This window comes from Geodermatophilus sp. CPCC 206100 (assembly GCF_048569675.1).
Taxonomy (GTDB): Bacteria; Actinomycetota; Actinomycetes; order Mycobacteriales; family Geodermatophilaceae; genus Geodermatophilus.
In genome coordinates this window covers 1-20,795 of sequence record NZ_JAQISV010000002.1, presented here as the reverse complement: position 1 = coordinate 20,795, position 20,795 = coordinate 1, and the positions used below count along the sequence as shown (strand labels likewise).

Here is a 20,795-nt window from a genome sequence, read left to right as displayed (position 1 = left end):
CGGGGTCACCGGGGCAGGGCCGCGACGCTGATGACGAGGAGCGGACGACGGATGGTGGACTCGAGGGGTGCCCTCGCGCAGGACGGGCGGCGCGCCGAGCGACTGGAACTGCGGGTGCCCACCACCCCGACCCAGCTGCCCGCGGTGCGGGCCATGGCCGGTGACCTGGCGATGCGCATGGACTACGACCTGGACTCGGTCGAGGACCTCCGGCTGGCCGTCGACGAGGCCTGCGCGACGCTGGCCGCGATCGTGTCCGAGGACCGCCGGCTGACGGTGGTGTTCGAGACCCGCCGCTCGGGCCTGCACATCGACGCCTGGGTGCCGACCGCCGAGGGCACCGACGTGCCGCGCGACGGCTTCGGGTGGGCGGTGCTGCACACCCTCGTCGACCACGTCGAGGCCGGTCCCGCGACGCAGGCGACCGTCCCCGCCGGCGACGGCAGCACCGCCGCGGTCGCGGTCATCTCCATGGACAAGTTCCTGCCGGGCCACAGCCCGGAGCAGGTGCTCGGTGGCGCGGGCCAGAACATCTCGGTGGCGCGGTGACCCGGGGGGCCGCCGCCAAGCCGCCGACCGCCGAGGAGGACATCCTGCGCGACGACGAGTCCCCGACCGGCCCGGCCGGGACGCCGGGTGACATCGCACCCGACGAGCAGCCGGTGCTCGTCCCCGATCCGCGCAGCGAGGCCGTGCCCGCCCAGGACGCTCTCGCCGAGGCGGACGTCGCGGTGGAACCGGAGCCCGACGCGGCACCGGTGTCGGACAACCGCCGCCGGGCCGAGCGCACCGCGCCGCTGTTCGCCGAGCTGGCCACCCTGGAGAAGGGCGACCCGCGCCGCGAGCGGCTGCGCGAGCTCCTCGTCGAGGAACACCTGCCGCTGGTCCGGCACTTCGCCCGCCGGTTCAGCAACCGCGGCGAGCCCTTCGACGACCTGCTGCAGGTGGGCACGCTCGGGCTGATCGCGGCGATCGACCGGTTCGACCCGACCCGCGGCGTGGAGTTCCTCTCCTTCGCCGTCCCCACCATCACCGGGGAGATCAAGCGGCACTTCCGCGACCAGGGCTGGTCGGTGCGGGTGCCGCGCCGGCTGCAGGAGCTGCACCTGTCGCTCAACGCGGCCGTCGGTGAGCTGGCGCAGAAGAACGGCCGGGCGCCGACGCCGTCGGAACTGGCCGAGCACCTGGGCATCCCGCGCGCCGAGGTGCTGGAGGGCCTGGCGGTCGCCAACGCCTACCGCAGCAGCTCCCTGGACGAGCGGCTGTCCGGCGAGGACGACTCCCCCACCCTCGCCGCCACCCTCGGCGAGGAGGACGCCGCGCTGGAGGGGGTCGAGTACCGCGAGTCGCTCCAGCCGCTGCTGGCGACCATCCCGGCGCGCGAGCGCCGCATCCTCATCCTGCGGTTCTTCGGCAACATGACGCAGTCGCAGATCGCGGCGGACATCGGCATCTCGCAGATGCACGTCTCCCGGCTGCTCAGCCAGACGCTGGCCAAACTGCGCGAGGGCCTGCTCAAGGACTGAGGACCCCCTGCCCCCGAGGGAGAGGAAGCTCTACCCGCGTCTCCGGGCGCAGCACGCAGGTAGAGCTTCCTCTCCCCCGTCCAGGTCAGGCGGGAGAGCGCCCGTCGTCGGTCGCGCCGAACTGCTCCCGCACCGCCGGGTCCGCGGCCGGGCCGCTGTCGCGCACGTCCTGGGTGACCTCCGACAGCGGCGGCGGGGTCGGGATGGCCGGCGCGGTGTCGGTGATGCTGGTGAGCTCGATCCGCGCCTCCGGCTGCTCGGCGGCCGACGGCAGCTGCGACTCGAACCAGTCGCTGGTGTCCAGCCCGGCGCCTCGCGGCGCCGACGTGCCGTTGCCCGACGACCCGACGTCCATCCAGGACCGTCCGCCCTCGGCGCCGCCGAGGTTGGCCAGCCCCTCGAGCGCCTTGCTGAACTCGCTGGGGACGATCCACATCTTGTTGGCGTCGCCCTGCGCGATCTGCGGCAGCGTCTGCAGGTACTGGTAGGCCAGCAGGCCCTGGTCGGGCTTACCGTCGTGGATGGCCTGGAAGACCGTCTCGATCGACTTCGCCTGGCCCTGGGCCTGGAGGAACAGCGCCGCCCGCTCACCCTCGGCGCGCAGGATCCGGCTCTGCCGCTCGGCCTCGGCCTCGAGGATCGCCGCCTGCTTGCGGCCCTCCGCCGACAGGATCGCCGAGGCCTTCTCGCCCTCCGCCGAGGTGATCGCCGCCTGCCGGTGGCCCTCGGCGGTGAGGATGACGGCGCGCTTGTCGCGGTCGGCGCGCATCTGCTTCTCCATGGAGTCCTGGATCGAGTGCGGCGGGTCGATCGCCTTGATCTCCACCCGCGCCACCCGCAGGCCCCAGGGCCCGGTGGTGCCGTCGAGGACCTCGCGCAGCTGGCTGTTGATGCCGTCGCGGCCGGTCAGCGCACCCTCGAGGTTCAGCCCGCCCACCACGTTGCGCAGCGTCGTGGTGGTCAGCTGCTCCATGCCGGTGATGTAGTTGGCGATGCCGTACACCGCCAGCCGCGGGTCGGTCACCTGGAAGTAGACGACGGTGTCGATGCCCACCTGCAGGTTGTCGGCGGTGATCACCGGCTGCGGCGGGAAGGAGACGACCTGCTCGCGCAGGTCGATGGTGGCGCGCACCCGGTCGATGAACGGCACGAGGATCGACAGGCCGGGCGACAGGGTGCGGCTGTAGCGGCCCAGCCGTTCCACGACCTTCGCCTGCGCCTGCGGCACGATCGTCACGCTCTTGGCGACGACCACGACCACCAGCAGGGCGATCACGATGAGGGCGATCAGTGCGGGCGTCACGGGACGCTCCTTCCACTCCGGTTCCGTCTCGATCTTGCCCTGTGCGCGGCCTCGGACAGTGCTGCGCAGCGCGCGGGTCACCCGCTCGGAGAGGTCAGCTCAGCTCCAGGGCGTCCCCGACGACCGCCGTGGCGCCGTCCACCTGCAGGATCCGCACCGTCGCGCCGACCGGGAACGTCTCCCCGCCGTACTGGCTGCGGGCCGTCCACTCGTCGGCGCCGAGCCGGATGCGGCCGCCGTGCCCGTCGATGGGCTGGGTGACCCGCGCCGTCCGGCCGATGAGCGCGGCGACGCCGTCGAGCTGCTCGGGGGTGCGCTGGGTGAGGTGCTTGGTGGCCAGCGGGCGCACCAGCACCAGCAGGAGCGCCGAGACGACGATGAAGCCGATCAGCTGCAGCCCCACGCCCCCGCCGAGGAGGGCGACGGTCATGCCGCCCAGGGCGCCGCCGGCGAACATGAGCAGCACCAGGTCCAGGCTCGCCATCTCCCCCGCGGCGAACAGGCCCGAGGCGATCAGCCACAGCAGCCAGGCGTCCACGGCGTCACTCTCCCAGACCCGCCCGGGAGCGCGGCCGCTCTCCACCGTGTCGTCGGACGATCGGGAGTCCGACATAGCCTCGGGGCGTGCACGACTTCCCCGCCGGTCGGTTCGCCGTCTGGGCGACCGCCTGGCTCACCGGCCGCACGTCCTACGACGAGGCCCTCGACGCGCTCCTCGGCGACACCGCGCACCGGGTCTCCGGCCTGCCCGGCGCCGAGGAGGCGGTCCCCCTCGGCTGGGCGCTGACCACGCTGCGCACCCTCGGCGAGCGCCGATTCCGGCTGGTGCTGCCGGTGGCCGGCGACGTCCGCGGCCTGCCGCGCGCGCCCGGTCTGACCGAGCTGGCGCTGGACGCGGGGCAGGCGGCGGTCGGCGAGCGGCTCGCCCTGGTGCCCGAGCCGGTGGGCACCGAGGTGGTCCAGTGGACGGCGTTCGACCTGGACGGCGTCCCGCCCCCGCCGCCGGCGGTGGAGGGCTCGCTGCGGGCGGCGTCCGGGGCCCTGGACCTCGCCGTGGGCGACGCCGCCCGCACCCTGGTCGACCTGGACCTGGCCCGCTGGCACCCCGAGGTGCCCACGCTGCTGGCCGGGCTCGCGCAGCCGGCCCACGTGCCGGGCATGCCGCCGGGCACCGACCCGGTCGCGCTGTCGCTGCTGTCCCGCGCGCAGCGGCTGGCGCGGGTGCTGGACCTCGCGCTGACCGACGCGCCGGGAGCGGCGGTCACCACCGGCCAGGCCGCGGCCCGGGACGACGCGCTGCGCCCGCTGTCGGACGCCGTCCGGGCCGCTGTGACCGCCGCCTTCAACGCGATCCCCCGCTGATCTCGCCCCTCAGCCGTCGATCATCGTCGGGTGGGCGGCCGACCCGCCGACGGGGGCCGCCGCTCGGCGATGATCAACGGCGGGTCGGCCGGGCCACGAAGCAGCAGGCCGCCGGGCAGTTCGTGCCCAGCCGCGGCGGGCTCCCGGCGCGGCGCTCCGCCAGCAGTTCGCGCACCGTGGCGACGAACGCGGGGTGGGTGCCGGCGGTGCCCGCGCGGGCGAAGGCCAGGCCCACCTCCGCGGCGGTCGCACGGGCCTCGTTGTCGAGGTCCCAGACCACCTCGAGGTGGTCGCTGACGAAGCCGACGGGGAACAGGACGACGGCCCGCTCGCCCTGCGCGGCCAGCGCCCGCAGGTGGTCGTTGACGTCCGGCTCCAGCCAGGGCACCGACGGCGGCCCGCTCCGGCTCTGCCACACCAGGTCGAAGGGCCGGCCCGGCGCGGCGGCGTCCACCACCTGCTGCGCCGCGACCGTGAGCTCGGCCTCGTAGGCGTGCCCGTCCGGGCCGGCGACGGCGGCCATCGCGTCCGGGATGCTGTGCGCGGTCGCCACCAGCCGCGCGGTGTCCCGGACCTCCTCGGGGAGCGAGGCCAGCGCGGCGGCCAGCGCGTCGGCGTTGGCCCGCACGAAGCCGGGGGCGTCGAAGTAGTGCGGCAGCTTCTCGGCGGTCGGGCCCCCACCGGTGACCGATCGGGCCCGGGCGACGTCCTCGTGGTACTGCCGGCAGCCCGACGCCGAGGCGTAGGCGGAGGTGGCGAAGACGTAGACGTGCTCGACGCCGTCGTCGGCCATCTGCCGCCAGGTGTCCTCGACGTAGGGCGCCCAGTTGCGGTTGCCCCAGTAGACGGGCAGCTCGATCCCGGCGGCGGCGAGGTCGGCCTCGACGGCGGCGATCAGGGCCTGGTTCTGCTCGTTGATCGGGCTGACGCCGCCGAAGTGGTGGTAGTGCTCGGCGACCTCGGCCAGCCGCTCGCGCGGGATGCCCCGGCCGCGGGTGACGTTCTCCAGGAACGGCATCACGTCGTCGGGGCCCTCGGGCCCGCCGAAGGAGAGGACCAGCAGCGCCTCCCGGCGGCCGGCGGGCGCAGGGTCGGCCGACGGCGGGACGCCGCCGTTGTTGCGGACGGCGAGGGAGGGCTCCTCGTCGGGCCGCAGGCCGGGGTGGAGGTCGACGTCGGTGGCGCGCGGCACGCTGCTTCTTCCTGGAGGGAGCGGGAAACGGATGCGGCTCACACGCCGACGGCGTGGCTCTGTGACCCTTCACACGCCTACGGCGTGGAAGCCCCCGTCGACGTGCACGATCTCGCCGGTGGTGGCGGGGAACCACTCCGACAGCAGCGCGACGACGGCCTTGCCGGCGGGCTCGGTGTCGGTGACCGACCAGCCCAGCGGCGCGCGGGCCTCCCACGCCTCCTCGAACTGCGAGCTGCCGGGGATGGACTTCATCGCCATGCTGCGCAGCGGGCCGGCCGCGACCAGGTTGACCCGCACGCCCTCCGGACCCAGCTCGCGGGCGAGGTAGCGGGACGTGGACTCCAGGGCCGCCTTGGCCGCGCCCATCCACCCGTACACCGGCCAGGCGACGGTCGCGTCGAAGGTCAGCCCGACGACGGAGGCGGTGTCGCCGAACAGCGGGCGGCAGGCCTGGGTGAGCGAGGCCATCGACCAGGTGGACACCTGGAACGCCGTCGCCGCGTGCTCCCAGGCGACCTCGGGGAAGCCCTCCCCCATCGCCTCCTGCGGCGCGAAGCCGATCGAGTGGACGACGCCGTCGAGGGTGTCGCCGACGTGCTCGCGGAGCCGGTCGGCCAGCGTCGACAGGTGGTCGGTGTTCGTGACGTCGAGCTCGATGACCGGCGCCTCCCGCGGCAGCCGCTTGGCGATCCGCTGGCACAGCGACAGGGCCCGGCCGAAGTTGGACAGGACGACGGTGGCGCCCTGCTCCTGCGCGATCCGGGCGGTCGCGTACGCGATCGACGCCTCGGTGAGGACCCCGGTGACCAGGACCGTCTTGCCCTCGAGGATGCCGCTCATCAGTGCCCCATTCCCAGTCCGCCGTCGACCGGGACGACCGCCCCGGTGATGTAGCCGGCCGCGTCGCCCGCGAGGAAGCGCACCACGCCCGCGATCTCGTCCGCCGAGGCGTACCGGCCCAGCGGCACCTGCCCGAGGATCTCCTGCTGCCGCTTCTCCGGCAGCTGCGCCGTCATGTCGGTCTCCACGAAGCCGGGCGCGACGACGTTCGCGGTGATGCCGCGGCTGCCCAGCTCGCGGGCGATGGAGCGGGCCAGGCCCACGAGCCCCGCCTTCGACGCCGCGTAGTTGGTCTGCCCGGCCGAGCCGAGCAGGCCCACGACCGAGGAGATGAAGACCATCCGGCCCGAGCGGGCGCGCACCATCTTGGCGGCGGCCCGCTTGGCCACCCGGTAGGCGGCGGTGAGGTTGGCGTCGAGGACGTCGGCGAAGTCCTCCTCCTTCATGCGCATGAGCAGCCCGTCGCGGGTGATCCCGGCGTTGCTGACCAGCACCTCCACCGGCCCCTGGTGCTCCTCGACCTCGGTGAACGCCCGGTCGACGTCCTCGGTGCTGGTGACGTCGCACCGGACGCCGAACAGCCCGTCGGGGACGCCGCTGCCGCGGTGGGTCACCGCCACCGAGTCGCCCTGCTCGGCGAAGGACCGGGCGATCGCCAGCCCGATCCCCCGGTTCCCACCGGTCACGAGCACCGATCTGCCCACTGCGTCACTCCCCTGCGCCGACCGCACCGTCGGCACCCGAACCTAGTCGCTGGTCGCAGGTCACACCCGGGGAGCGCCCGGCCCCCGGACCGGCCCCACCCGGCGGGCAGCCCGGGGTTGCCTCCCCGTTGGAGGGGCGGGCCGCCGCGCGGAGCTCCAGCCGGCGCGCCCGCCGTCCGATGTCCGATGGGTGTCCGTCTCCTCGCCCGCACAGCTCCTCGGGGGCGCCCGCCGGTGGCCGATGGTCCTCGTGGCCGTCCTGGCCGCCGTCCAGGCAGCCGCCCTCCTGGGCGGCGCCCGGGCGGTGCTGCCCGACGCCGGCGCCGACGTCGGCGCCCGGGTCCTCGTGCTGGCGACCCAGGCGGTCGCGTGCGTCCTCCTCGTCCGGCGGGTGCGCACGACGATCCAGGAGCGCACGTTCTGGCGGCGCATCGCGACGGCTGCCGGAGCACTGACCGCGATCACCGCCACTTCCCTGCTGCTGGACCTCCTCCCCGGCGCCGGGAGCCTCGCGGAACTGGCGGTGGCCTGGGCGCCGGTGGCCGTGTTCCCACTGCTCTACGGCGGGCTCGTGGGCTGGAACCGGCACAACACCAGCGTCGCCGACCCGAACGACACCCTGAACGGCTCCTCCGCCGTGCTGGCCGTCGTCGCCGTGCTGACCGTGCTGCTGGCGCACACGGACGGCGCCCTGGCGCACGGGCCGTGGTGGCAGGTGCAGCCGCTGCTGGCCCACGGCGGCGCGGCGTTCGTCCTCCTCGGCACCGCCGCGTCGGTGATGTCGATCGTCGGGATGGGCCGCGATCCGCGGGCCTGGCTGCTGCTGGCCGGCGTGGTCGCCGACCTGGCGTCGGCCGCCGTCGCCACCGTCGCCGCGGACCCGCACATCGGCTGGGCCGGGACCACCGTCCTCGTCACCTGCGCGGGCATCGCCGCGGTGCTGCCCGCGCCGCCGGTGACCCCGCGGCTGACCGACCCGGCGGCCACCACGATCGGCGCCTTCGTCGTCATCGTCGCCTCGACCGTGGTCCTGCTGGTCACGTCGGTCGGCACGCCGAACCTCACGGCGAGCTGGTGCGCGGCCGTCGCCGCGGCCGGGTCGGCCGTGCGCCTCCTGCTCAACGTGCACGACCTGTCCCAGCTGGCGGTCAGCCGCAAGGAGGCGCTGACCGACGAGCTCACCGGGCTGGCCAACCGGCGCGCGGTGCTGCGCCGCCTGGGCGACCTGCTCGGCGGCGGCGTCCCCGTCGTCTTCGGGCTGCTGGACCTCAACAAGTTCAAGGAGGTCAACGACGGGCTGGGGCACGCGGCCGGCGACGACCTGCTGCGGCTGGTCGCCCAGCGCATCGACCCCCTGCTCGGCCCCGGCGACCTGCTCGGCCGGCTGGGCGGCGACGAGTTCGCGATCGTCGCCCGGGTGCCCGCCCGGACGGCGCCGCACGAGCGCGCCCGGTGGCTGGGCGACCGGCTGGTCCGCTGCCTGGCCGAGCCGTTCGAGCTCGACGGGCTCACCGTGCACGCGACCGCGGCGCTCGGCCTGACCGTGAGCGAGGGCGTCCCCGGATCGCCCGCGGCGACCCCGACCGTCCTCCTCCGGCAGGCCGACGCGGCCATGTACGCGGCCAAGCGCTCCGGGCGCGGCGCCGTGGTCTACGACGACGCGCAGCACGACGACACCAGCGGGCACCTGGTCCTCGTCGAGGAGCTGCGCGCCGCGCTCGCCACGGGCCAGCTCGTCCTGCACCACCAGCCGCAGGTCGACGTGGGCACCGGCCGGACGGTGGGCGTGGAGTGCCTCGTCCGCTGGCAGCACCCGGTCCGGGGGCTGCTGGGCCCGGCGGACTTCCTGCCGCTGGCCGAGGTGCACGGCCTCATGGGGGCGCTCACCGACCAGGTGCTGAGACTGGGGATCGCGCAGGCCGCCGACTGGCTGCGACGCGGCCTGGACCTGCGCGTGTCGCTCAACCTCTCGGCCAGCAACCTGCTCGACACGGGCCTGCCGGACCGGGTCGCGCGGCTGCTGCGGTCCGCGGCGGTACCGCCCACAGCGCTGGTCCTCGAGGTGACCGAGAGCGTGCTGCTGGCCGACCCCGGGCGCAGCACCGCCGTCCTCACCGCCCTGGCCGACCTCGGCATCACGGTGAGCATCGACGACTTCGGGACCGGCTACTCCTCGCTGACCTACCTGCGTGAGCTGCCCCTCGGCGAGCTGAAGCTGGACCGTTCCTTCACCACGGACCTGCTCACCGACGCGCGCGCGGCCGCCATCGTCGCCAGCACCGTCGACCTGGCGCACCGGCTGGGCCTGCGGGTGGTCGCCGAGGGCGTGGAGGACGCCGGCACGCTGGCCCGGCTCGAGGCGCTCGGGTGCGAGGAGAGCCAGGGGTACCTGCACGCCCGCCCGCTGCCCGCCGTCGAGCTGGAGCGCTGGCTGGCCGCCCGCGACGTGCCGGTGACCGCCTGACCAACGGCAGGTGCCGTTCGGCGAGGGCGTCAGACGGCGGCAGGAGGCGAGTCGCGCCGTGGCACCCGCCGCCGCTGACGGACCGCCTCGGCCAGCTCAGCCAGCAACTGCTCGGTCGTCCCGGGGTCGACACAGGCGTCGGTGACGCTCACTCCGTACTCCAGCCGCCCGGGATGCCGGCGGTCGAGGTCCTGCCGACCCGCGACGAGGTTGCTCTCCACCATCACGCCCCGGATCGCCCACTCGCCGCCCGCGACCTGCCCGGCCAGGTCCCGGACGACCTCGATCTGGCGCAGGTGGTCCTTCTGGCTGTTGCCGTGGGAGGCATCGACGACGACCACCTCGGGGAGGCCGCGCGCCGCCAGCCGCCGCCTGGTGTCGGCGATGTGCACCGCGGAGTAGTTGGGGCCGTCCTTGGCTCCGCGCAGGATGACGTGCGCGGTGTCGTTGCCCGTCGTCGACAGCTGGGCCGACACCCCGTGGGAGTCGACGCCGAGGAACTCGTGCGGCGCCCGGGCGGCGACGACGGCCTGGACGGCGACCTCGATGCTGCCCTCCGGCGAGTTCTTGAAGCCGACGACCGAGGAGAAGCCCGACACCCGCTCCCGGGCGGTCTGGTCGGTGACGTTGCGCGCGCCGACACCGTTGTAGGTGACCAGGCCGTTGACGTACTGGGGGGTGAGGGCGTTCAGCGGTTCGGCGGCCACCGGCACCCCGAGGGCCGTGATGGCGCCCATGAGCATGCGTGTGGCGACCAGGCCGACGCTGATGCGGCTGGACCCGTCGAGGAACGGGTCGTAGGCGAACCCCTTCCAGTCGACCTCGGTCCGGGGCTTCTCGGTGTAGGTCCGCATGAGGACCTCGAGGTCGTCGCCGTGCCGATCCCGCATGCGGGCGAGGAACCCGGCGTATTCGAGCGCTGCCGCCGGGTCGTGGATGGAGCAGGGACCGGCGATGACGGCCAGTCGGTCGTCGGCGCCGGTGAGGATCTCGGTCACCGCGCGACGCGCGGCTCGTGTCGTCGCGGCGGACCCCGCGGACAGCGGGACGACGGTCGCCACCGCAGCCGGCGTGACGACCACGCTCAGGCCGGTGATCCGGGTGTTCACCAGGCCGGTGAGGTCGACATCGTCCGTCTGCTCGACGCCCAGTCGGTGCCGTACCCCGGGCAGCGATTCCGCGAGAGCGGCGTCGATCTGACCGTTCACCCCCGTCTGGACCTCCAGCAGCTGGTCGGCGATCGTCGTCGCGACGTCCAGGATCCGGTCGGCCGGGACTGCACGCTCCATGCGCACCACTCTCCCCGACGCTTCCGCGGCGCCCTTCCTCGGCATGTCACCACGCCCGACGCACCGACCCCGCCGGGCGCACGGTCAACTACTGCCGAAGCGGACCAGTTCGTCTCGTCCGGACTGGCCTCGCACGGGCCCCACCGTTCCCCTTACTGTCAGTGCCAACACGGACGCACACCGTCGCCACCGGCGAGCGGACGCATCGCCCCGTGGACCGCCACCGAGAGGAACGACGTGTCCCTTCCCCAGCGCTCCCCCGCTTCCGCCCTCACCCGTCAGGCCGGCTACGGCCAGCACCTGCTGCCCCGCCCGGTGGGCGTCCGCCAGCACCCCGGCGTCGGCACCATAGGTCAGCGACCGATCGCCGCCCGGCCGGTGCCCGCGCGCCCGATGGCCGCGCGCCCCGCGGGCGAGCAGGCCGCTCCGCGCCCCGCGGTCACCTTCCTGACCGTGGCCGAGGTCGCCTCGATGATGCGCGTCTCGAAGATGACCGTGTACCGCCTCGTGCACGGCGGCGAGATGGCCGCCGTGCGCGTCGGCCGGTCCTTCCGCGTGCCGGCGCCGGCCGTCCGCGCCTACCTGGACGACGCCCGCACCGACGTCGCGTGACGGCGGGCTGACCCGGCGGCACGACCCGGCCCTGACCCGGGGGCGAGCCCGTCACCTCAGTGGAGGGTGGGTCGGTAGACGAGCTCCTGGATGGACCCGTCGAGCGTCCGGCTCTCGAGCAGCTCGAGGTCGAAGTCAGCCGCACCCCGGAAGATCGGGCCGAGCCCGGTGGACCCGGTGATGACCGGGAAGATCGTCACCTGCACGCGGTCGACCAGGCCGGCGGCCATCAGAGCCCGGTTCATCGACAGGCTGCCGTGCGAGCGCAACGGCACGTCGGACTCCTCCTTGAGCCGGGCCACGACGTCGACGGCGTCGCCGCGCAGCAGGGTCGCGTCCGGCCAGTCGAGGGGCTCGGCGAGGGTCGTCGACACCACCACCGCGGGCATCGTCGTCATCCGGGTGACCCACGGGTCGCGCACCTCGGACTCCTCGGTGCTCGCGGCCAGCATCTGGACGAACTCCCGGTACGTGGTGGCCCCGAAGACCATCCGCTGCTCCGCGCTGTACAGGTCGAGGCGGTGGTCGAGCAGCTCCGGACCCTGCTTGCCCCAGTAGCCGGTCCAGTCGCCGCCGGCGGCGCCGAAACCGTCGAGGCTGGAGAAGACGTCGAAGGTGTACGTCGCGGTCATCTCGTCCTCCTGCAGCGCGGTCGGTGGATGTGGGTGGGGACCGCGGCCACGGCGCGAACTCATCGCCGCCGACCGGCTCCGGCGTCGGGACGGCGCTCACAGCAGGTGCCGCGGTCAACGGGACGGCGGCCACCCTCCGACCTGTGCGAGCAGCCCGACGTCGTCGCGGCAGGCCCAGTGCTCGACGATCGAGCCGTCCGCGACGCGCCAGATGTGGATGAAGTCCCACGCGACGGAGTCCCCGGTCGGTGCCAGCCCGGCGAGCAGCGGCATCGTCGAGGCCACGTGGCGCCCCTGCAGGGTGAGGTGCACGACGACGAGGTCGTCCTCTGCAACGACCCGGTGGATGGTCGCCGTCGGGTGGTCCAGGTCGTGGTCGAGCGTCGCGAGGGTCTGCCGCAGGCCCGCGCGGCCCTGCGGCCCCGCCGCGTGCTGGACGAGGTCCTCGGCGACGAGATCGAAGGCGGCGTCGTCCCGACGGTCCGCGGCCAGCTGGAAGGCCAACACGGTCTCCGTGGGCGTCATGGCGTCATCACACACCCGGCCGGGCCGTGCGTGCCCTGCAGATCGCCCGCCCGTGCACCGAGGAGGAAATCCCGGCCCGGGTCGCGGTGTTCACCAGGCGTGCTGGACACAGAAGGAGGCACACGTGACCACTGAGACCGCGATCCTCGCCGGCGGCTGCTTCTGGGGCGCCCAGGACCTGCTGCGCAAGCGCCCGGGGGTGCTCTCCAGCCGGGTCGGTTACTCCGGCGGCGACATCCCCAACGCCACGTACCGGAACCACGGAGACCACGCCGAGGCGGTCGAGATCGTCTTCGACCCCGAGGTGATCTCCTTCCGGGAGCTGCTGGAGTTCTTCTTCCAGATCCACGACCCGTCGACGAAGGACCGGCAGGGCAACGACGTGGGCCGGAGCTACCGCTCGGCGATCTTCTACACGAGCGAGGAGCAGCGGCGCGTCGCGCTCGACACCATCGCCGACGTCGACGCCTCGGGCCTGTGGCCGGGCAAGGTCGTCACCGAGGTGACACCGGCCGGCCCGTTCTGGGAGGCCGAGGAGGAGCACCAGGACTACCTGCAGAAGATCCCCTTCGGCTACACCTGCCACTACGTGCGGCCCGACTGGGTGCTCCCGCGTCGCGAGGCGCAGACCACCCGATGACCTGAGGTCCCGATCGGCGCGTCCCGGACGAGTCAGCCGGGGCGCTGATCGAGGCCATCGGTGCGACGACGTCGAGGGGGACGTCCCTGCGAGGGGACGTCCTCCTCGACGCCTCTCCTCCCGGTGCTGGGGACACCCAGCCCGCACCCGGCGAGACCGCCCCCGCGCCCGGACCCGGACGTGACCGGTGGGACACCTGGGAGCGGTGGGGCGCGCCGCCACCACCGGCGCTCCGGGCGTGCGCACGATGGGGGCGTGCCTGCCCGACCGGACGCCGTCGCCGCGCTGCCGGCCGCTCCGGGCGTGTACCGCTTCCGGGACGACGGCGGCCGCGTGCTGTACGTCGGGCGGGCCGGAGAGCTGCGCCGCCGGGTCAGCTCCTACTGGGGCGATCTGCGGGACCGCCGCCACCTGCGGCGGATGGTGCTCCGGGTCGCCCGGATCGAGGCGCTGGTCTGCGACTCCGCGCACGAGGCCGCCTGGGCCGAACGCAACCTGCTCGAGCGGTCGCTGCCTCGGTGGAACCGGATCGTCGGCGGCCTGGAGGTGCCCGTCAGCATCCGCCTGGACCCCTCGCCGGAGGCGCCGCGTCTCGGCCTCGCCTCCGCGCACCCGCCGGCACCGGGGATCCGCCTCTTCGGGCCCTACCTCGGGGCCCGCAAGGTGCGGCTGGCCGTGTCCGGACTGGAACGGCTGTACCCGCTCGGCCACGCCGGCCCGACCCGGACCGCCGGCGAGCGGGAGCTGGCGCGGCTGCGCGGCGGGCAGGACACCCCCGTGGCGGAGCTGGCGAGCGCCGTGGCGTCCGTGCTGGACCGCGAGCCGACGGCGGTCGCCGACGCACTGGCGGCGCTGACCGCCCGGCGCGACGCCGCGGCCGGGGCGCAGGCCTACGAGGCGGCGGCCCGGCTCCAGGAGGAGATCGAGGCGGTCGAGTGGGTGGTCGCGCCGCAGCGGGTCACCGCGCCCGGCGAGGAAGGCGACGAGGACGTCACCGCCTGGGCGGACGACGTCCTGGTCCGGCTGCGATTCCGGGACGGCCGCCTCCGGGCCTGGGAGCAGGAGACCTGCACCAGGTCGGTGCCCGGCACCCGGGCGCCGACCGGATGGGGGCCCTTCCTGCGTCGCAACGCGGAACTGGCCGCCCGGCTCGCCGCGCTGCCGGTCAGCTGAGCTGCTCCGCGGAGGGTGTCCTCGCCGGACGTCGGGCGGGGACCTCGCGGACACCCACCACCGGCTGTCCTGAGAGCCGGATCAGCGGCCGGCCGGCGGGCTGGATCGCGCGGCCTCGCGGTCATCGGTTGGCCGGCGGCGGCTTGGGCAGCTCCCAGACCTGCTCGAAGTCGTCGGCGACCAAGGGCCAGATGCGCTGACGACCATCGTCGACCGATCGGACCTCGTCGGCCGAGGGTCCGAAGACGACGAAGTCGTGCGGGATCACTCGGCCGGCTCGATCCCGCCGCCCCCCCGGGTCCGGGAAGCGCAGTGCCACCATCTCGGGCTGCGCCCCGGTCGCGGCAACGCGACGGCATGCCTCGGACGCGTCCTCGACACCCGAGAAGGCGATGTCGTAGAGCGCCAGCGGGTCCCCCGTGGCGTCGTTCCGAAGGAATCGGAAGCCCCAGGCCCGTCCCCGTGAGGCCCAGATGAGGCTCACCGGAGGCTCCTGAGCAGGACCCGATCCTCTTCGCCCTTGTCCAAGTCCATCCCGAAGCGGCTCAACGTGGCGCGCAGGTAGTCCTTCTTCGCCAGCGCATCGGAGTTGTACTCCTCGAGCTTGTCCCCGTTCAGCCCGGCGGCTTCGGCCAAGCTGGGACCGACGATGTTCAGCATCTGCCCCACGACGCCGAGGAACTTGCTCTTGGTCCCCACCAACGCAGTAGCCAGAGGGCCGGCGCCACGCAGCAGCATCTCGACGACCTTTCCCTGCAGCTCCTCGGTCTGAGCCCACTTGACATGGCGTTCGAAGGGCAGCATGGCGGCCAAGGGCAGGATCATGTCGACCCCGATGCGCTCGGTGACCTCGATCCTCTCTGCGCCGAACTTCGCTGACGAGAGCAGCACGAAGTCCTCACCGACGGACAGCGCGTCGTCGGCCTCCACCAGCCCAGCCAGCACCTGGCGCAGCGCGTCCAGGTCATCGGCTGCCTTCTCGATGAGGAGGTCCCGAAACGCGAACACGTCCAGGTCCGGCAGCAGATCGGACTTCGACAGACCCAGCACCCAGATGCGCGGGAACTCGACGAGTGGTTGCCCGTCCTCGAGCAGGTCGTCCTTGAGCGACAGCAACCCGTTCAGGAAGTTGGCGAACAACGACTTCAGGTACCGCTCCTCCTGCCCGGCGTTGTCCAGCAACCGCTGGGCGTCCACCAGCAAGAGCGCGACATCCGAGCTCAGCAGGGTCCTGAACGTGTCGACTCGGCGCTGCGCCTCCTCCGGTCCGTTGACGTCCTGCTCGAACCACTCCCCCGGGTAGTCGTGCCAGACCAGGCGCAGGGCGTCGAACGGCTTGTCCTTCATCGCCTTGGTGCCAGATCCGTCCTTCAGCTTGATCGAGAAGGAATAGGACGTCCCGGTGAAGCGGGTGGTCACGGGCACCTGCGCTGAGTTCTTCATGCCGAGGTAGTTCCGGTGCAATCGAGCGCCTTGGCCGATGTTGTCCGCCACGACGTGGAAGAGACTCTGCTTCCGGTACTGGGGTTCCTGAGTCGCTCCGTAGAACGAGGAGAGCAGGACCGTCTTGCCGCTGCCGCCTTCGCCGAACACCGCGATGTGCTGCTCCAGGGCTCTGCTCACGTCCATGCGCGGAGCGTAGATACCGGCGCGGAGGACCCCCGGCCGGCGGGTGGCCGCGTGTCGCAGCGGTGCTCCCCGCCGCCGCGCAGCGCCCTCATCGACCGAGCCATAGCCTCACGCCATGCGTGCCGTGCAGATCACCCGCTTCGGCGGCCCGGAGGTCCTGGACGTCGTGAACCTGCCCGACCCGGTCCCCGGCGACGGGCAGCAGCTGTTCGACGTCTCCTCCGCGGGCGTGAACTTCGCCGACACCCACCACGCACTGTCGGCCAACTGACCTGACGACCGGCCCGCTCCGGAGCAGCGCCGCGCCGAGGACGGTCCCGTCGCTGCCGGAGCGGCAGCGGGCCCCAGGCGTGGGCGCCATACCCTGCCCGCGTGTGGGAGCAGCGCGCCTCGGGCAGTCCTGAGATCCGCTCGGTCTGGCGCGCTTTCGTCGAGGAGGACGCCGGCTACACCGACGAGGCGAGCGAGCACTGGGGCCTCTCATTCATCCGTCGCCCGGACGGCTCGCTCGCGGCGGAGCTCGCGGGCCCGCGGATCGAGGGCCTGCCGATCCGCGCGCACATCGGTGAGACCTATTGGGGCGTGGAACTCGCAGCACACGTGTTCATCCCAGGTGTCGACAAGGCACTGCTGCGCGGGGCCATCGCCGCGCTGCCGGTGGCCGACGGACGGGTGACCATCGGTGGACGGCGCGTGCCGATCCCGGCATGGGAGGAACTCGAGCGCTTCGTCTCGCGGCTCGTGGCCGAGGGAGTCATGGTCGCGGACGCCGACGTCCGGCGGGCGCTCGGCGGGGACGATGACGGGCTATCCCTCCGAAGCTGGCAGCGCCGGTTCCGAGCTGTCACAGGCCTCCGGCGGAAGGAGATCGAGCGACTCGATCGCTGCCGCGAGGCCTACCGGCTGCTCAGCGAGGGGGTGTCGCCGGTCGAGGTCGCCGTCGCCGTGGGTTACGCGGATCAGGCCCACCTGACCCGAGAGCTACGACGCATTCGAGGTGAGACACCAGCGCGCATCCTGGCCGCGGTGACCGCCTGAGAACGGCGCTTTTCTTCAAGCCCTCCGAACGGCTCGTCGGCGATCGTGAGGACATGGACGAGACAGCCGCCGCCAGGGGGACGACCATGACCACCGCGCCGTCCCCGACCGGGTGTTCCACCGTGAACCCGTTCTTCATCACCTCCGACGCAGACGGGCTGATCGCCTTCCTCCGGGACGTGTTCGGCGGCGAGGAGCACCTCGATGCCCGCACCGTCGACGTCGACGGACTGCTCCTCCACGCCGAGCTCGAGATCGGCGGCACCACCCTGATGTTCGGCGAGCGCAAGCCGGGCTGGCCGGCCCTGCCGCAACTGACCCAGGTCTACGTCAGCGACGTGGAAAGCGTCCTCGGCCAGGCAATGGCGCGCGGGGCGCGAATCGTCACGAAGCCGACCGACTTCTTCGGGACGGTCTTCTCCCGGATGGTCGACCCATGGGGGAACATGTGGTGGGTGTACGAGCACGGCGAGGCCCCGGAGCTGGACTGGGACGCCGCGGACGACACGGCACCGGCCGAATGGACCGACCCGAACCTCGCCTACATCCACCGCACTCTCCTCGAGGCGATGCCGTCCTTCGGGACGGAACCCGAGCCCGCTCGCGATGGGCGGTGACGCGCGCCCGCGCATCACCGGCATGGCGCCTGCCCGAGCCGTGCCGGACACCGAGCGCCGTGCGCGTTTGGCCCGGCGCCACCACGTCGCACCGCAGCACCGGGCGCCGGACGTCGTGACGGCTGCCCGTGACGTCGTCGCGCTGCACGCGACCGACCCGTCCACCGTCTACCTGTCCGCCCTTGCACGCATCGACGACGTCGAGGTCGCAGACGTCCGCCGGGCCCTCGAGGACGAGCGCTCGCTCGTTCGCGACCTGGCCATGCGTCGGACCGTCTTCGCGCTGCCCCCCGACGCGCTCGACCCCGTCCAGGCGGCCGTCGGTGACCGGGTCGCACGAGCGGAACGGAAGGCGCTCGTCCGGGACGTCGAACGCCATGGACTGCGCCCAGACGGAGCGCGCTGGCTCGACGACGCGGCGGCGCAGGTGCTCGACCTGCTCGCCGACGATCGACCGCGCTCCACCAGCGAGCTCCGTGAGGAGCTGCCGGCGCTCGCCGGTTCCTACGCCCAGGGTGTCGGCACCACCTGGGAGAGCAGGGTCCAGGTCGGACCGCGCCTGATGGCCGTGCTGTCTGCGTGCGGCCTCGTGGTGCGAGGCCCGAGCGACGGCCACTGGCGGCTGCCTCGTCACCGGTGGATCCGGACGGAGTCGTGGACGGGGGCCGCACGCCGACCGTGGTCCGAGCGCGACGGGGTCGCCTGGCTCGTCGAGCGGTGGCTGCGCGCCTTCGGGCCCGGCACCGACCGCGACCTGAAGTGGTGGACCGGTACCACGCTCGGACTCGTCCGGCGTGCCCTCGAGGACGTCGATGCGGTCGAGGTCGCGCTCGACGAGGGCACCGGCTGGCTGCTGCCGGACGACCTCGACCCGGAGCCGGACGTGGAGCCGTGGGCGGCGCTGCTCCCCCCGCTGGATCCCACGACGATGGGTTGGCACGGCCGCGAGTGGTACTTGAGCGGGGCACGCGCCGTAGATGTGGTCGACTCCGCCGGCAACGCGGGCCCGACGGCCTGGTGGGACGGACGCGTCGTCGGCGGCTGGCGCCAGGACGACCACGGTGTCGTGGAACTGCAGGGGCTGGAGGTCATGGGACGAGAGGCTCGTGCGGCCTTGGAGCGAGAAGCGGAGCGCGTGACCGCCTGGTGCCACGGCGTGCGGGTGATGCTCACCCATCCGACCCCGCTCGCGCGCAGGCTCGCCGCGCCACCCGAGCCACCGAGCCCTCCGGGAGGGCCGGCCCCGTTGCGGGGATGAGACAATCCACCACTTACGGACTCCGCGCGACCAGCAGTAGCCGGAGCCGAGACCAGGTGTCCCGCCGGTCGGCCAGCCGCCTCGAGCGGGCCGGCGTGCTCACAGTGACGGGTCTCCCTCCGGCACCTCGGTCGCGACCACCTCTTCCACCGCCGCGTCCTCGCCGGAAAGCCCGTCAGCGTGCTCGTGCTCGTCGTGGAATGCCAACCAGCGCATCCCGAGGGCCTCGCGCTGCTCGTCGTCCACGGCCTCCTTGAACGGGGGGAAGAAGTCCGTCTCCTCCTCCGCCATGTGGTCGGCGTTGACCTGCCGCGTGTTGCGCACCGCCTCCCACCAGCCCTCGCTGCCGACCTCATGCTCCTCGACGGCGGCCGCAGCGTGCCGGATCTCGTTGTGGTCGTGCACACCCTCCGCCGTCTCCTGCTCGCCCTCCGCTGCCTGGGCGAGCAGCGGATAGAACAGCTGCTCCTCCGCGACGGCGTGCACCTCCAGCTTGGCGTGCAGCGCATCCCACGCGGCCGCGAGCTCACGACCGGACAGGTCCTCGAGCGCTGAGAAATCCCGCCGGAAGATCTCGTGCTCGGCCAGGACGAGGGCGGTGATCTCGAAGTCAGACATAACAACCGGCCTACCCGTCCCGAGGGAAGGTAGGCGGACTGGAGCACGCCCAGGCGCTCGACCACCCAGCCCCGGGGCGTGGGCTGCCGGATGAGACGGACAGGAATCCGGCGATCGAGGGATGCCCAGGCACACCGTGGGCAGCGAGCACTCGGGCCGACGGCTGCACAGTCGAGGACCAGGCAGCACCGGTGCTCCAGGGGGAAGGGCTCGGCAGGGGAAGGGGCTCGGGCTCCCAACGACTTCGCCGGTGATTGCGCCCGCCCGCGCGGCCGCGCTCGCCCGGACCGCGACCCGTACGACGATGGCGAGGCCCTAGCCTCACCTGCATGCGTGCTGTGCAGATCACCCGCTTCGGCGGCCCCGAGGTCCTGGACGTCGTCGACGTCCCCGAGCCGGAGGCCGTCCCCGGCCAGCAGCTCTACGACGTCTCCACCGCCGGCGTGAACTACGCCGACACCCACCAGGTCGAGGACAGCTACCTGGCCCCGCAGCAGCTCCCGCTGGTGCCCGGCGCCGAGTTCGTGGGGACGGCGGCCGGCGGAGGCCCGCGGGTGGTCGGGCTGCTCGGGGGCGGCGGCTACGCGGAACGGGTGGCAGCGCACCCGCGGCTGACCTGGCCGGTGCCCGACGGCGTGACCGACGAGCAGGCGCTGGCCGTCGTCCTGCAGGGCGCCACCGCCTGGCATCTGCTGCGCACCAGCGCCCACCTCGCCGCCGGCGACACCGTCGTCGTCATCGCCGGCGCCGGCGGGGTCGGCTCGCTGGCCGTGCAGCTGGCCCGGCGGTGGGGCGCCGGCCGGGTGATCGCGACCGCGTCCAGCCCCGAGAAGCGGGCGCTGACCGAGGAGCTGGGCGCCGACGCGAGCATCGACCCCGCCCTGGCCGACGACGACCCGAAGACGTTCACCGCGGCGCTGCGCGAGGCCAACGGCGGCAAGCCGGTCGACGTCGTCCTGGAGATGACCGGTGGCAACGTCCTCGCCGGCTCGCTGTCGGCGCTGGCCCCGTTCGGCCGGCTGGTCACCTACGGCATGGCCGCCCGCACGCCGTCCGCTCCCGTCCCGCCGGGGGCGTTGATGCAGAAGAGCCGGGCGGTCATCGGGTTCTGGCTGGCCCACTGCATGGCCCGCCCGCACATGCTGGACGACGCGATGACCGAGCTGCTGCCGCTGGTCGCCGACGGGGCGCTGAAGCCGATCGCCGGCGGCCGCTACCCGCTGACCGCCGTCCGCGAGGCGCACCAGGACCTGCTGGCCCGCCGCACCACCGGCAAGCTCGTCCTCGACCCCAGCCGCTGATCGGAGTCGCTGGAGAGCGGGGACCGCTCTCCAGCGACTCCGCTACACGAGGCGGGTGGTCCAGAGCAG

23 protein-coding genes are annotated in these 20,795 nt (G+C 73.5%); 12 read left to right on the top strand and 11 right to left on the bottom strand.

What is annotated here, in order from left to right:
* The first annotated feature begins 51 nt into the window (after nucleotides 1-51).
* Both PGN05_RS00500 and PGN05_RS00495 read left to right on the top strand, forming a co-directional pair.
* A complete protein-coding gene (locus PGN05_RS00500; RefSeq protein WP_419750216.1) occupies nucleotides 52-549 on the top strand; it encodes an ATP-binding protein in 498 nt (165 codons plus the stop codon).
* Complete coding sequence (locus PGN05_RS00495) at nucleotides 546-1,526, top strand: RNA polymerase sigma factor SigF (RefSeq protein ID WP_419750214.1); 981 nt, start codon at nucleotides 546-548, stop codon at nucleotides 1,524-1,526. The genes PGN05_RS00500 and PGN05_RS00495 overlap by 4 nt, the downstream gene beginning before the upstream one ends.
* Before the next feature lie 85 nt (nucleotides 1,527-1,611).
* Here the strand turns inward: PGN05_RS00495 and PGN05_RS00490 are convergent, their stop codons facing one another.
* Nucleotides 1,612-2,829 (bottom strand): SPFH domain-containing protein, encoded by a 1,218-nt coding sequence (locus tag PGN05_RS00490; protein WP_419750212.1) that lies wholly within the window; start codon nucleotides 2,827-2,829, stop codon nucleotides 1,612-1,614.
* A gap of 94 nt (nucleotides 2,830-2,923) precedes the next feature.
* Nucleotides 2,924-3,367 (bottom strand): NfeD family protein, encoded by a 444-nt coding sequence (locus tag PGN05_RS00485; RefSeq protein ID WP_419750211.1) that lies wholly within the window; start codon nucleotides 3,365-3,367, stop codon nucleotides 2,924-2,926.
* Nucleotides 3,368-3,453: 86 nt separating this feature from the next.
* Between PGN05_RS00485 and PGN05_RS00480 the strand changes: the two genes are divergently transcribed.
* Nucleotides 3,454-4,191, top strand: a complete 738-nt coding sequence (locus tag PGN05_RS00480; RefSeq protein ID WP_419750209.1) for a hypothetical protein — start codon at nucleotides 3,454-3,456, stop codon at nucleotides 4,189-4,191.
* 73 nt (nucleotides 4,192-4,264) lie between these two features.
* Here the strand turns inward: PGN05_RS00480 and PGN05_RS00475 are convergent, their stop codons facing one another.
* The 3 genes from PGN05_RS00475 to fabG all read right to left on the bottom strand — a co-directional run bounded on the left by PGN05_RS00475 (nucleotide 4,265) and on the right by fabG (nucleotide 6,930).
* Entirely contained in the window at nucleotides 4,265-5,383 is a 1,119-nt protein-coding gene (locus tag PGN05_RS00475; protein ID WP_419750208.1) for a ferrochelatase, read from the bottom strand.
* 69 nt (nucleotides 5,384-5,452) lie between these two features.
* Complete coding sequence (gene fabI / locus PGN05_RS00470) at nucleotides 5,453-6,226, bottom strand: enoyl-ACP reductase FabI (RefSeq protein WP_419750207.1); 774 nt, start codon at nucleotides 6,224-6,226, stop codon at nucleotides 5,453-5,455.
* Nucleotides 6,226-6,930: a 3-oxoacyl-ACP reductase FabG gene (gene fabG / locus PGN05_RS00465; protein ID WP_419750205.1), complete on the bottom strand. Its 705-nt coding sequence runs from the start codon at nucleotides 6,928-6,930 to the stop codon at nucleotides 6,226-6,228. The genes fabI and fabG overlap by 1 nt, the downstream gene beginning before the upstream one ends.
* A 190-nt stretch (nucleotides 6,931-7,120) precedes the next feature.
* Between fabG and PGN05_RS00460 the strand changes: the two genes are divergently transcribed.
* Nucleotides 7,121-9,394, top strand: a complete 2,274-nt coding sequence (locus tag PGN05_RS00460) for a putative bifunctional diguanylate cyclase/phosphodiesterase (RefSeq protein ID WP_419750203.1) — start codon at nucleotides 7,121-7,123, stop codon at nucleotides 9,392-9,394.
* 29 nt (nucleotides 9,395-9,423) lie between these two features.
* Here PGN05_RS00460 and PGN05_RS00455 read toward each other — a convergent pair whose 3' ends face one another.
* Nucleotides 9,424-10,683 carry a 3-deoxy-7-phosphoheptulonate synthase gene (locus tag PGN05_RS00455; protein WP_419750202.1) on the bottom strand — a complete coding sequence of 420 codons (1,260 nt, stop codon included), beginning with the start codon at nucleotides 10,681-10,683 and terminating at the stop codon, nucleotides 9,424-9,426.
* A gap of 393 nt (nucleotides 10,684-11,076) precedes the next feature.
* Here PGN05_RS00455 and PGN05_RS00450 point away from each other — a divergent pair, with 393 nt between their 5' ends.
* Entirely contained in the window at nucleotides 11,077-11,295 is a 219-nt protein-coding gene (locus tag PGN05_RS00450) for a helix-turn-helix domain-containing protein (RefSeq protein WP_419750233.1), read from the top strand.
* A gap of 56 nt (nucleotides 11,296-11,351) precedes the next feature.
* On the opposite strand, the gene PGN05_RS00445 is transcribed toward PGN05_RS00450, so the two are convergent.
* Together PGN05_RS00445 and PGN05_RS00440 are read right to left on the bottom strand one after the other, a co-directional pair.
* Nucleotides 11,352-11,927 carry a dihydrofolate reductase family protein gene (locus tag PGN05_RS00445; protein ID WP_419750200.1) on the bottom strand — a complete coding sequence of 192 codons (576 nt, stop codon included), beginning with the start codon at nucleotides 11,925-11,927 and terminating at the stop codon, nucleotides 11,352-11,354.
* A 114-nt stretch (nucleotides 11,928-12,041) separates the two neighbouring features.
* On the bottom strand, nucleotides 12,042-12,452 hold the full coding sequence (locus tag PGN05_RS00440; protein WP_419750198.1) for an ester cyclase: 411 nt from the start codon (nucleotides 12,450-12,452) through the stop codon (nucleotides 12,042-12,044).
* A gap of 124 nt (nucleotides 12,453-12,576) precedes the next feature.
* On the opposite strand from PGN05_RS00440, the gene msrA reads away from it, so the two are divergent.
* Both msrA and PGN05_RS00430 read left to right on the top strand, forming a co-directional pair.
* Nucleotides 12,577-13,092, top strand: coding sequence for a peptide-methionine (S)-S-oxide reductase MsrA (msrA, locus tag PGN05_RS00435; protein WP_419750196.1), 516 nt, complete (start codon nucleotides 12,577-12,579; stop codon nucleotides 13,090-13,092).
* A gap of 255 nt (nucleotides 13,093-13,347) precedes the next feature.
* Nucleotides 13,348-14,265, top strand: coding sequence for a hypothetical protein (locus PGN05_RS00430; RefSeq protein WP_419750194.1), 918 nt, complete (start codon nucleotides 13,348-13,350; stop codon nucleotides 14,263-14,265).
* A 121-nt stretch (nucleotides 14,266-14,386) separates the two neighbouring features.
* Here the strand turns inward: PGN05_RS00430 and PGN05_RS00425 are convergent, their stop codons facing one another.
* Nucleotides 14,387-14,749 carry a hypothetical protein gene (locus tag PGN05_RS00425; protein ID WP_419750192.1) on the bottom strand — a complete coding sequence of 121 codons (363 nt, stop codon included), beginning with the start codon at nucleotides 14,747-14,749 and terminating at the stop codon, nucleotides 14,387-14,389.
* Nucleotides 14,746-15,894, bottom strand: a complete 1,149-nt coding sequence (locus tag PGN05_RS00420) for a TRAFAC clade GTPase domain-containing protein (RefSeq protein WP_419750190.1) — start codon at nucleotides 15,892-15,894, stop codon at nucleotides 14,746-14,748. The genes PGN05_RS00425 and PGN05_RS00420 overlap by 4 nt, the downstream gene beginning before the upstream one ends.
* A gap of 115 nt (nucleotides 15,895-16,009) precedes the next feature.
* On the opposite strand from PGN05_RS00420, the gene PGN05_RS00415 reads away from it, so the two are divergent.
* The 4 genes from PGN05_RS00415 (at nucleotide 16,010) to PGN05_RS00400 (ending at nucleotide 18,807) form a co-directional block, all read left to right on the top strand.
* On the top strand, nucleotides 16,010-16,165 hold the full coding sequence (locus PGN05_RS00415) for a Zn-dependent oxidoreductase (protein WP_419750188.1): 156 nt from the start codon (nucleotides 16,010-16,012) through the stop codon (nucleotides 16,163-16,165).
* Nucleotides 16,166-16,266: 101 nt separating this feature from the next.
* Nucleotides 16,267-16,932 carry a helix-turn-helix domain-containing protein gene (locus PGN05_RS00410; RefSeq protein ID WP_419750187.1) on the top strand — a complete coding sequence of 222 codons (666 nt, stop codon included), beginning with the start codon at nucleotides 16,267-16,269 and terminating at the stop codon, nucleotides 16,930-16,932.
* Nucleotides 16,933-17,054: 122 nt separating this feature from the next.
* Complete coding sequence (locus tag PGN05_RS00405) at nucleotides 17,055-17,549, top strand: VOC family protein (RefSeq protein WP_419750186.1); 495 nt, start codon at nucleotides 17,055-17,057, stop codon at nucleotides 17,547-17,549.
* Nucleotides 17,539-18,807: a winged helix DNA-binding domain-containing protein gene (locus PGN05_RS00400; RefSeq protein WP_419750184.1), complete on the top strand. Its 1,269-nt coding sequence runs from the start codon at nucleotides 17,539-17,541 to the stop codon at nucleotides 18,805-18,807. Before PGN05_RS00405 ends, PGN05_RS00400 begins: the two co-directional genes overlap by 11 nt.
* A 99-nt stretch (nucleotides 18,808-18,906) precedes the next feature.
* On the opposite strand, the gene PGN05_RS00395 is transcribed toward PGN05_RS00400, so the two are convergent.
* On the bottom strand, nucleotides 18,907-19,425 hold the full coding sequence (locus tag PGN05_RS00395) for a hemerythrin domain-containing protein (RefSeq protein ID WP_419750183.1): 519 nt from the start codon (nucleotides 19,423-19,425) through the stop codon (nucleotides 18,907-18,909).
* 329 nt (nucleotides 19,426-19,754) lie between these two features.
* Here PGN05_RS00395 and PGN05_RS00390 point away from each other — a divergent pair, with 329 nt between their 5' ends.
* Entirely contained in the window at nucleotides 19,755-20,726 is a 972-nt protein-coding gene (locus tag PGN05_RS00390; RefSeq protein ID WP_419750181.1) for a quinone oxidoreductase family protein, read from the top strand.
* The last annotated feature ends 69 nt before the right edge of the window (nucleotides 20,727-20,795 follow it).

Bases quoted from the DNA above. Each gene is read 5' to 3' on its own strand.
- PGN05_RS00415 (WP_419750188.1), top strand. From the start codon at position 16,010: ATGCGTGCCGTGCAGATCACCCGCTTCGGCGGCCCGGAGGTCCTGGAC.
- PGN05_RS00395 (WP_419750183.1), bottom strand. From the start codon at position 19,425: ATGTCTGACTTCGAGATCACCGCCCTCGTCCTGGCCGAGCACGAGATC.
- PGN05_RS00390 (WP_419750181.1), top strand. From the start codon at position 19,755: ATGCGTGCTGTGCAGATCACCCGCTTCGGCGGCCCCGAGGTCCTGGAC.
- PGN05_RS00400 (WP_419750184.1), top strand. From the start codon at position 17,539: ATGGGCGGTGACGCGCGCCCGCGCATCACCGGCATGGCGCCTGCCCGA.
- PGN05_RS00455 (WP_419750202.1), bottom strand. From the start codon at position 10,683: ATGGAGCGTGCAGTCCCGGCCGACCGGATCCTGGACGTCGCGACGACG.
- PGN05_RS00440 (WP_419750198.1), bottom strand. From the start codon at position 12,452: ATGACGCCCACGGAGACCGTGTTGGCCTTCCAGCTGGCCGCGGACCGT.
- PGN05_RS00420 (WP_419750190.1), bottom strand. From the start codon at position 15,894: ATGGACGTGAGCAGAGCCCTGGAGCAGCACATCGCGGTGTTCGGCGAA.
- PGN05_RS00500 (WP_419750216.1), top strand. From the start codon at position 52: ATGGTGGACTCGAGGGGTGCCCTCGCGCAGGACGGGCGGCGCGCCGAG.
- fabI (WP_419750207.1), bottom strand. From the start codon at position 6,226: ATGAGCGGCATCCTCGAGGGCAAGACGGTCCTGGTCACCGGGGTCCTC.
- PGN05_RS00450 (WP_419750233.1), top strand. From the start codon at position 11,077: ATGGCCGCGCGCCCCGCGGGCGAGCAGGCCGCTCCGCGCCCCGCGGTC.
- PGN05_RS00445 (WP_419750200.1), bottom strand. From the start codon at position 11,927: ATGACCGCGACGTACACCTTCGACGTCTTCTCCAGCCTCGACGGTTTC.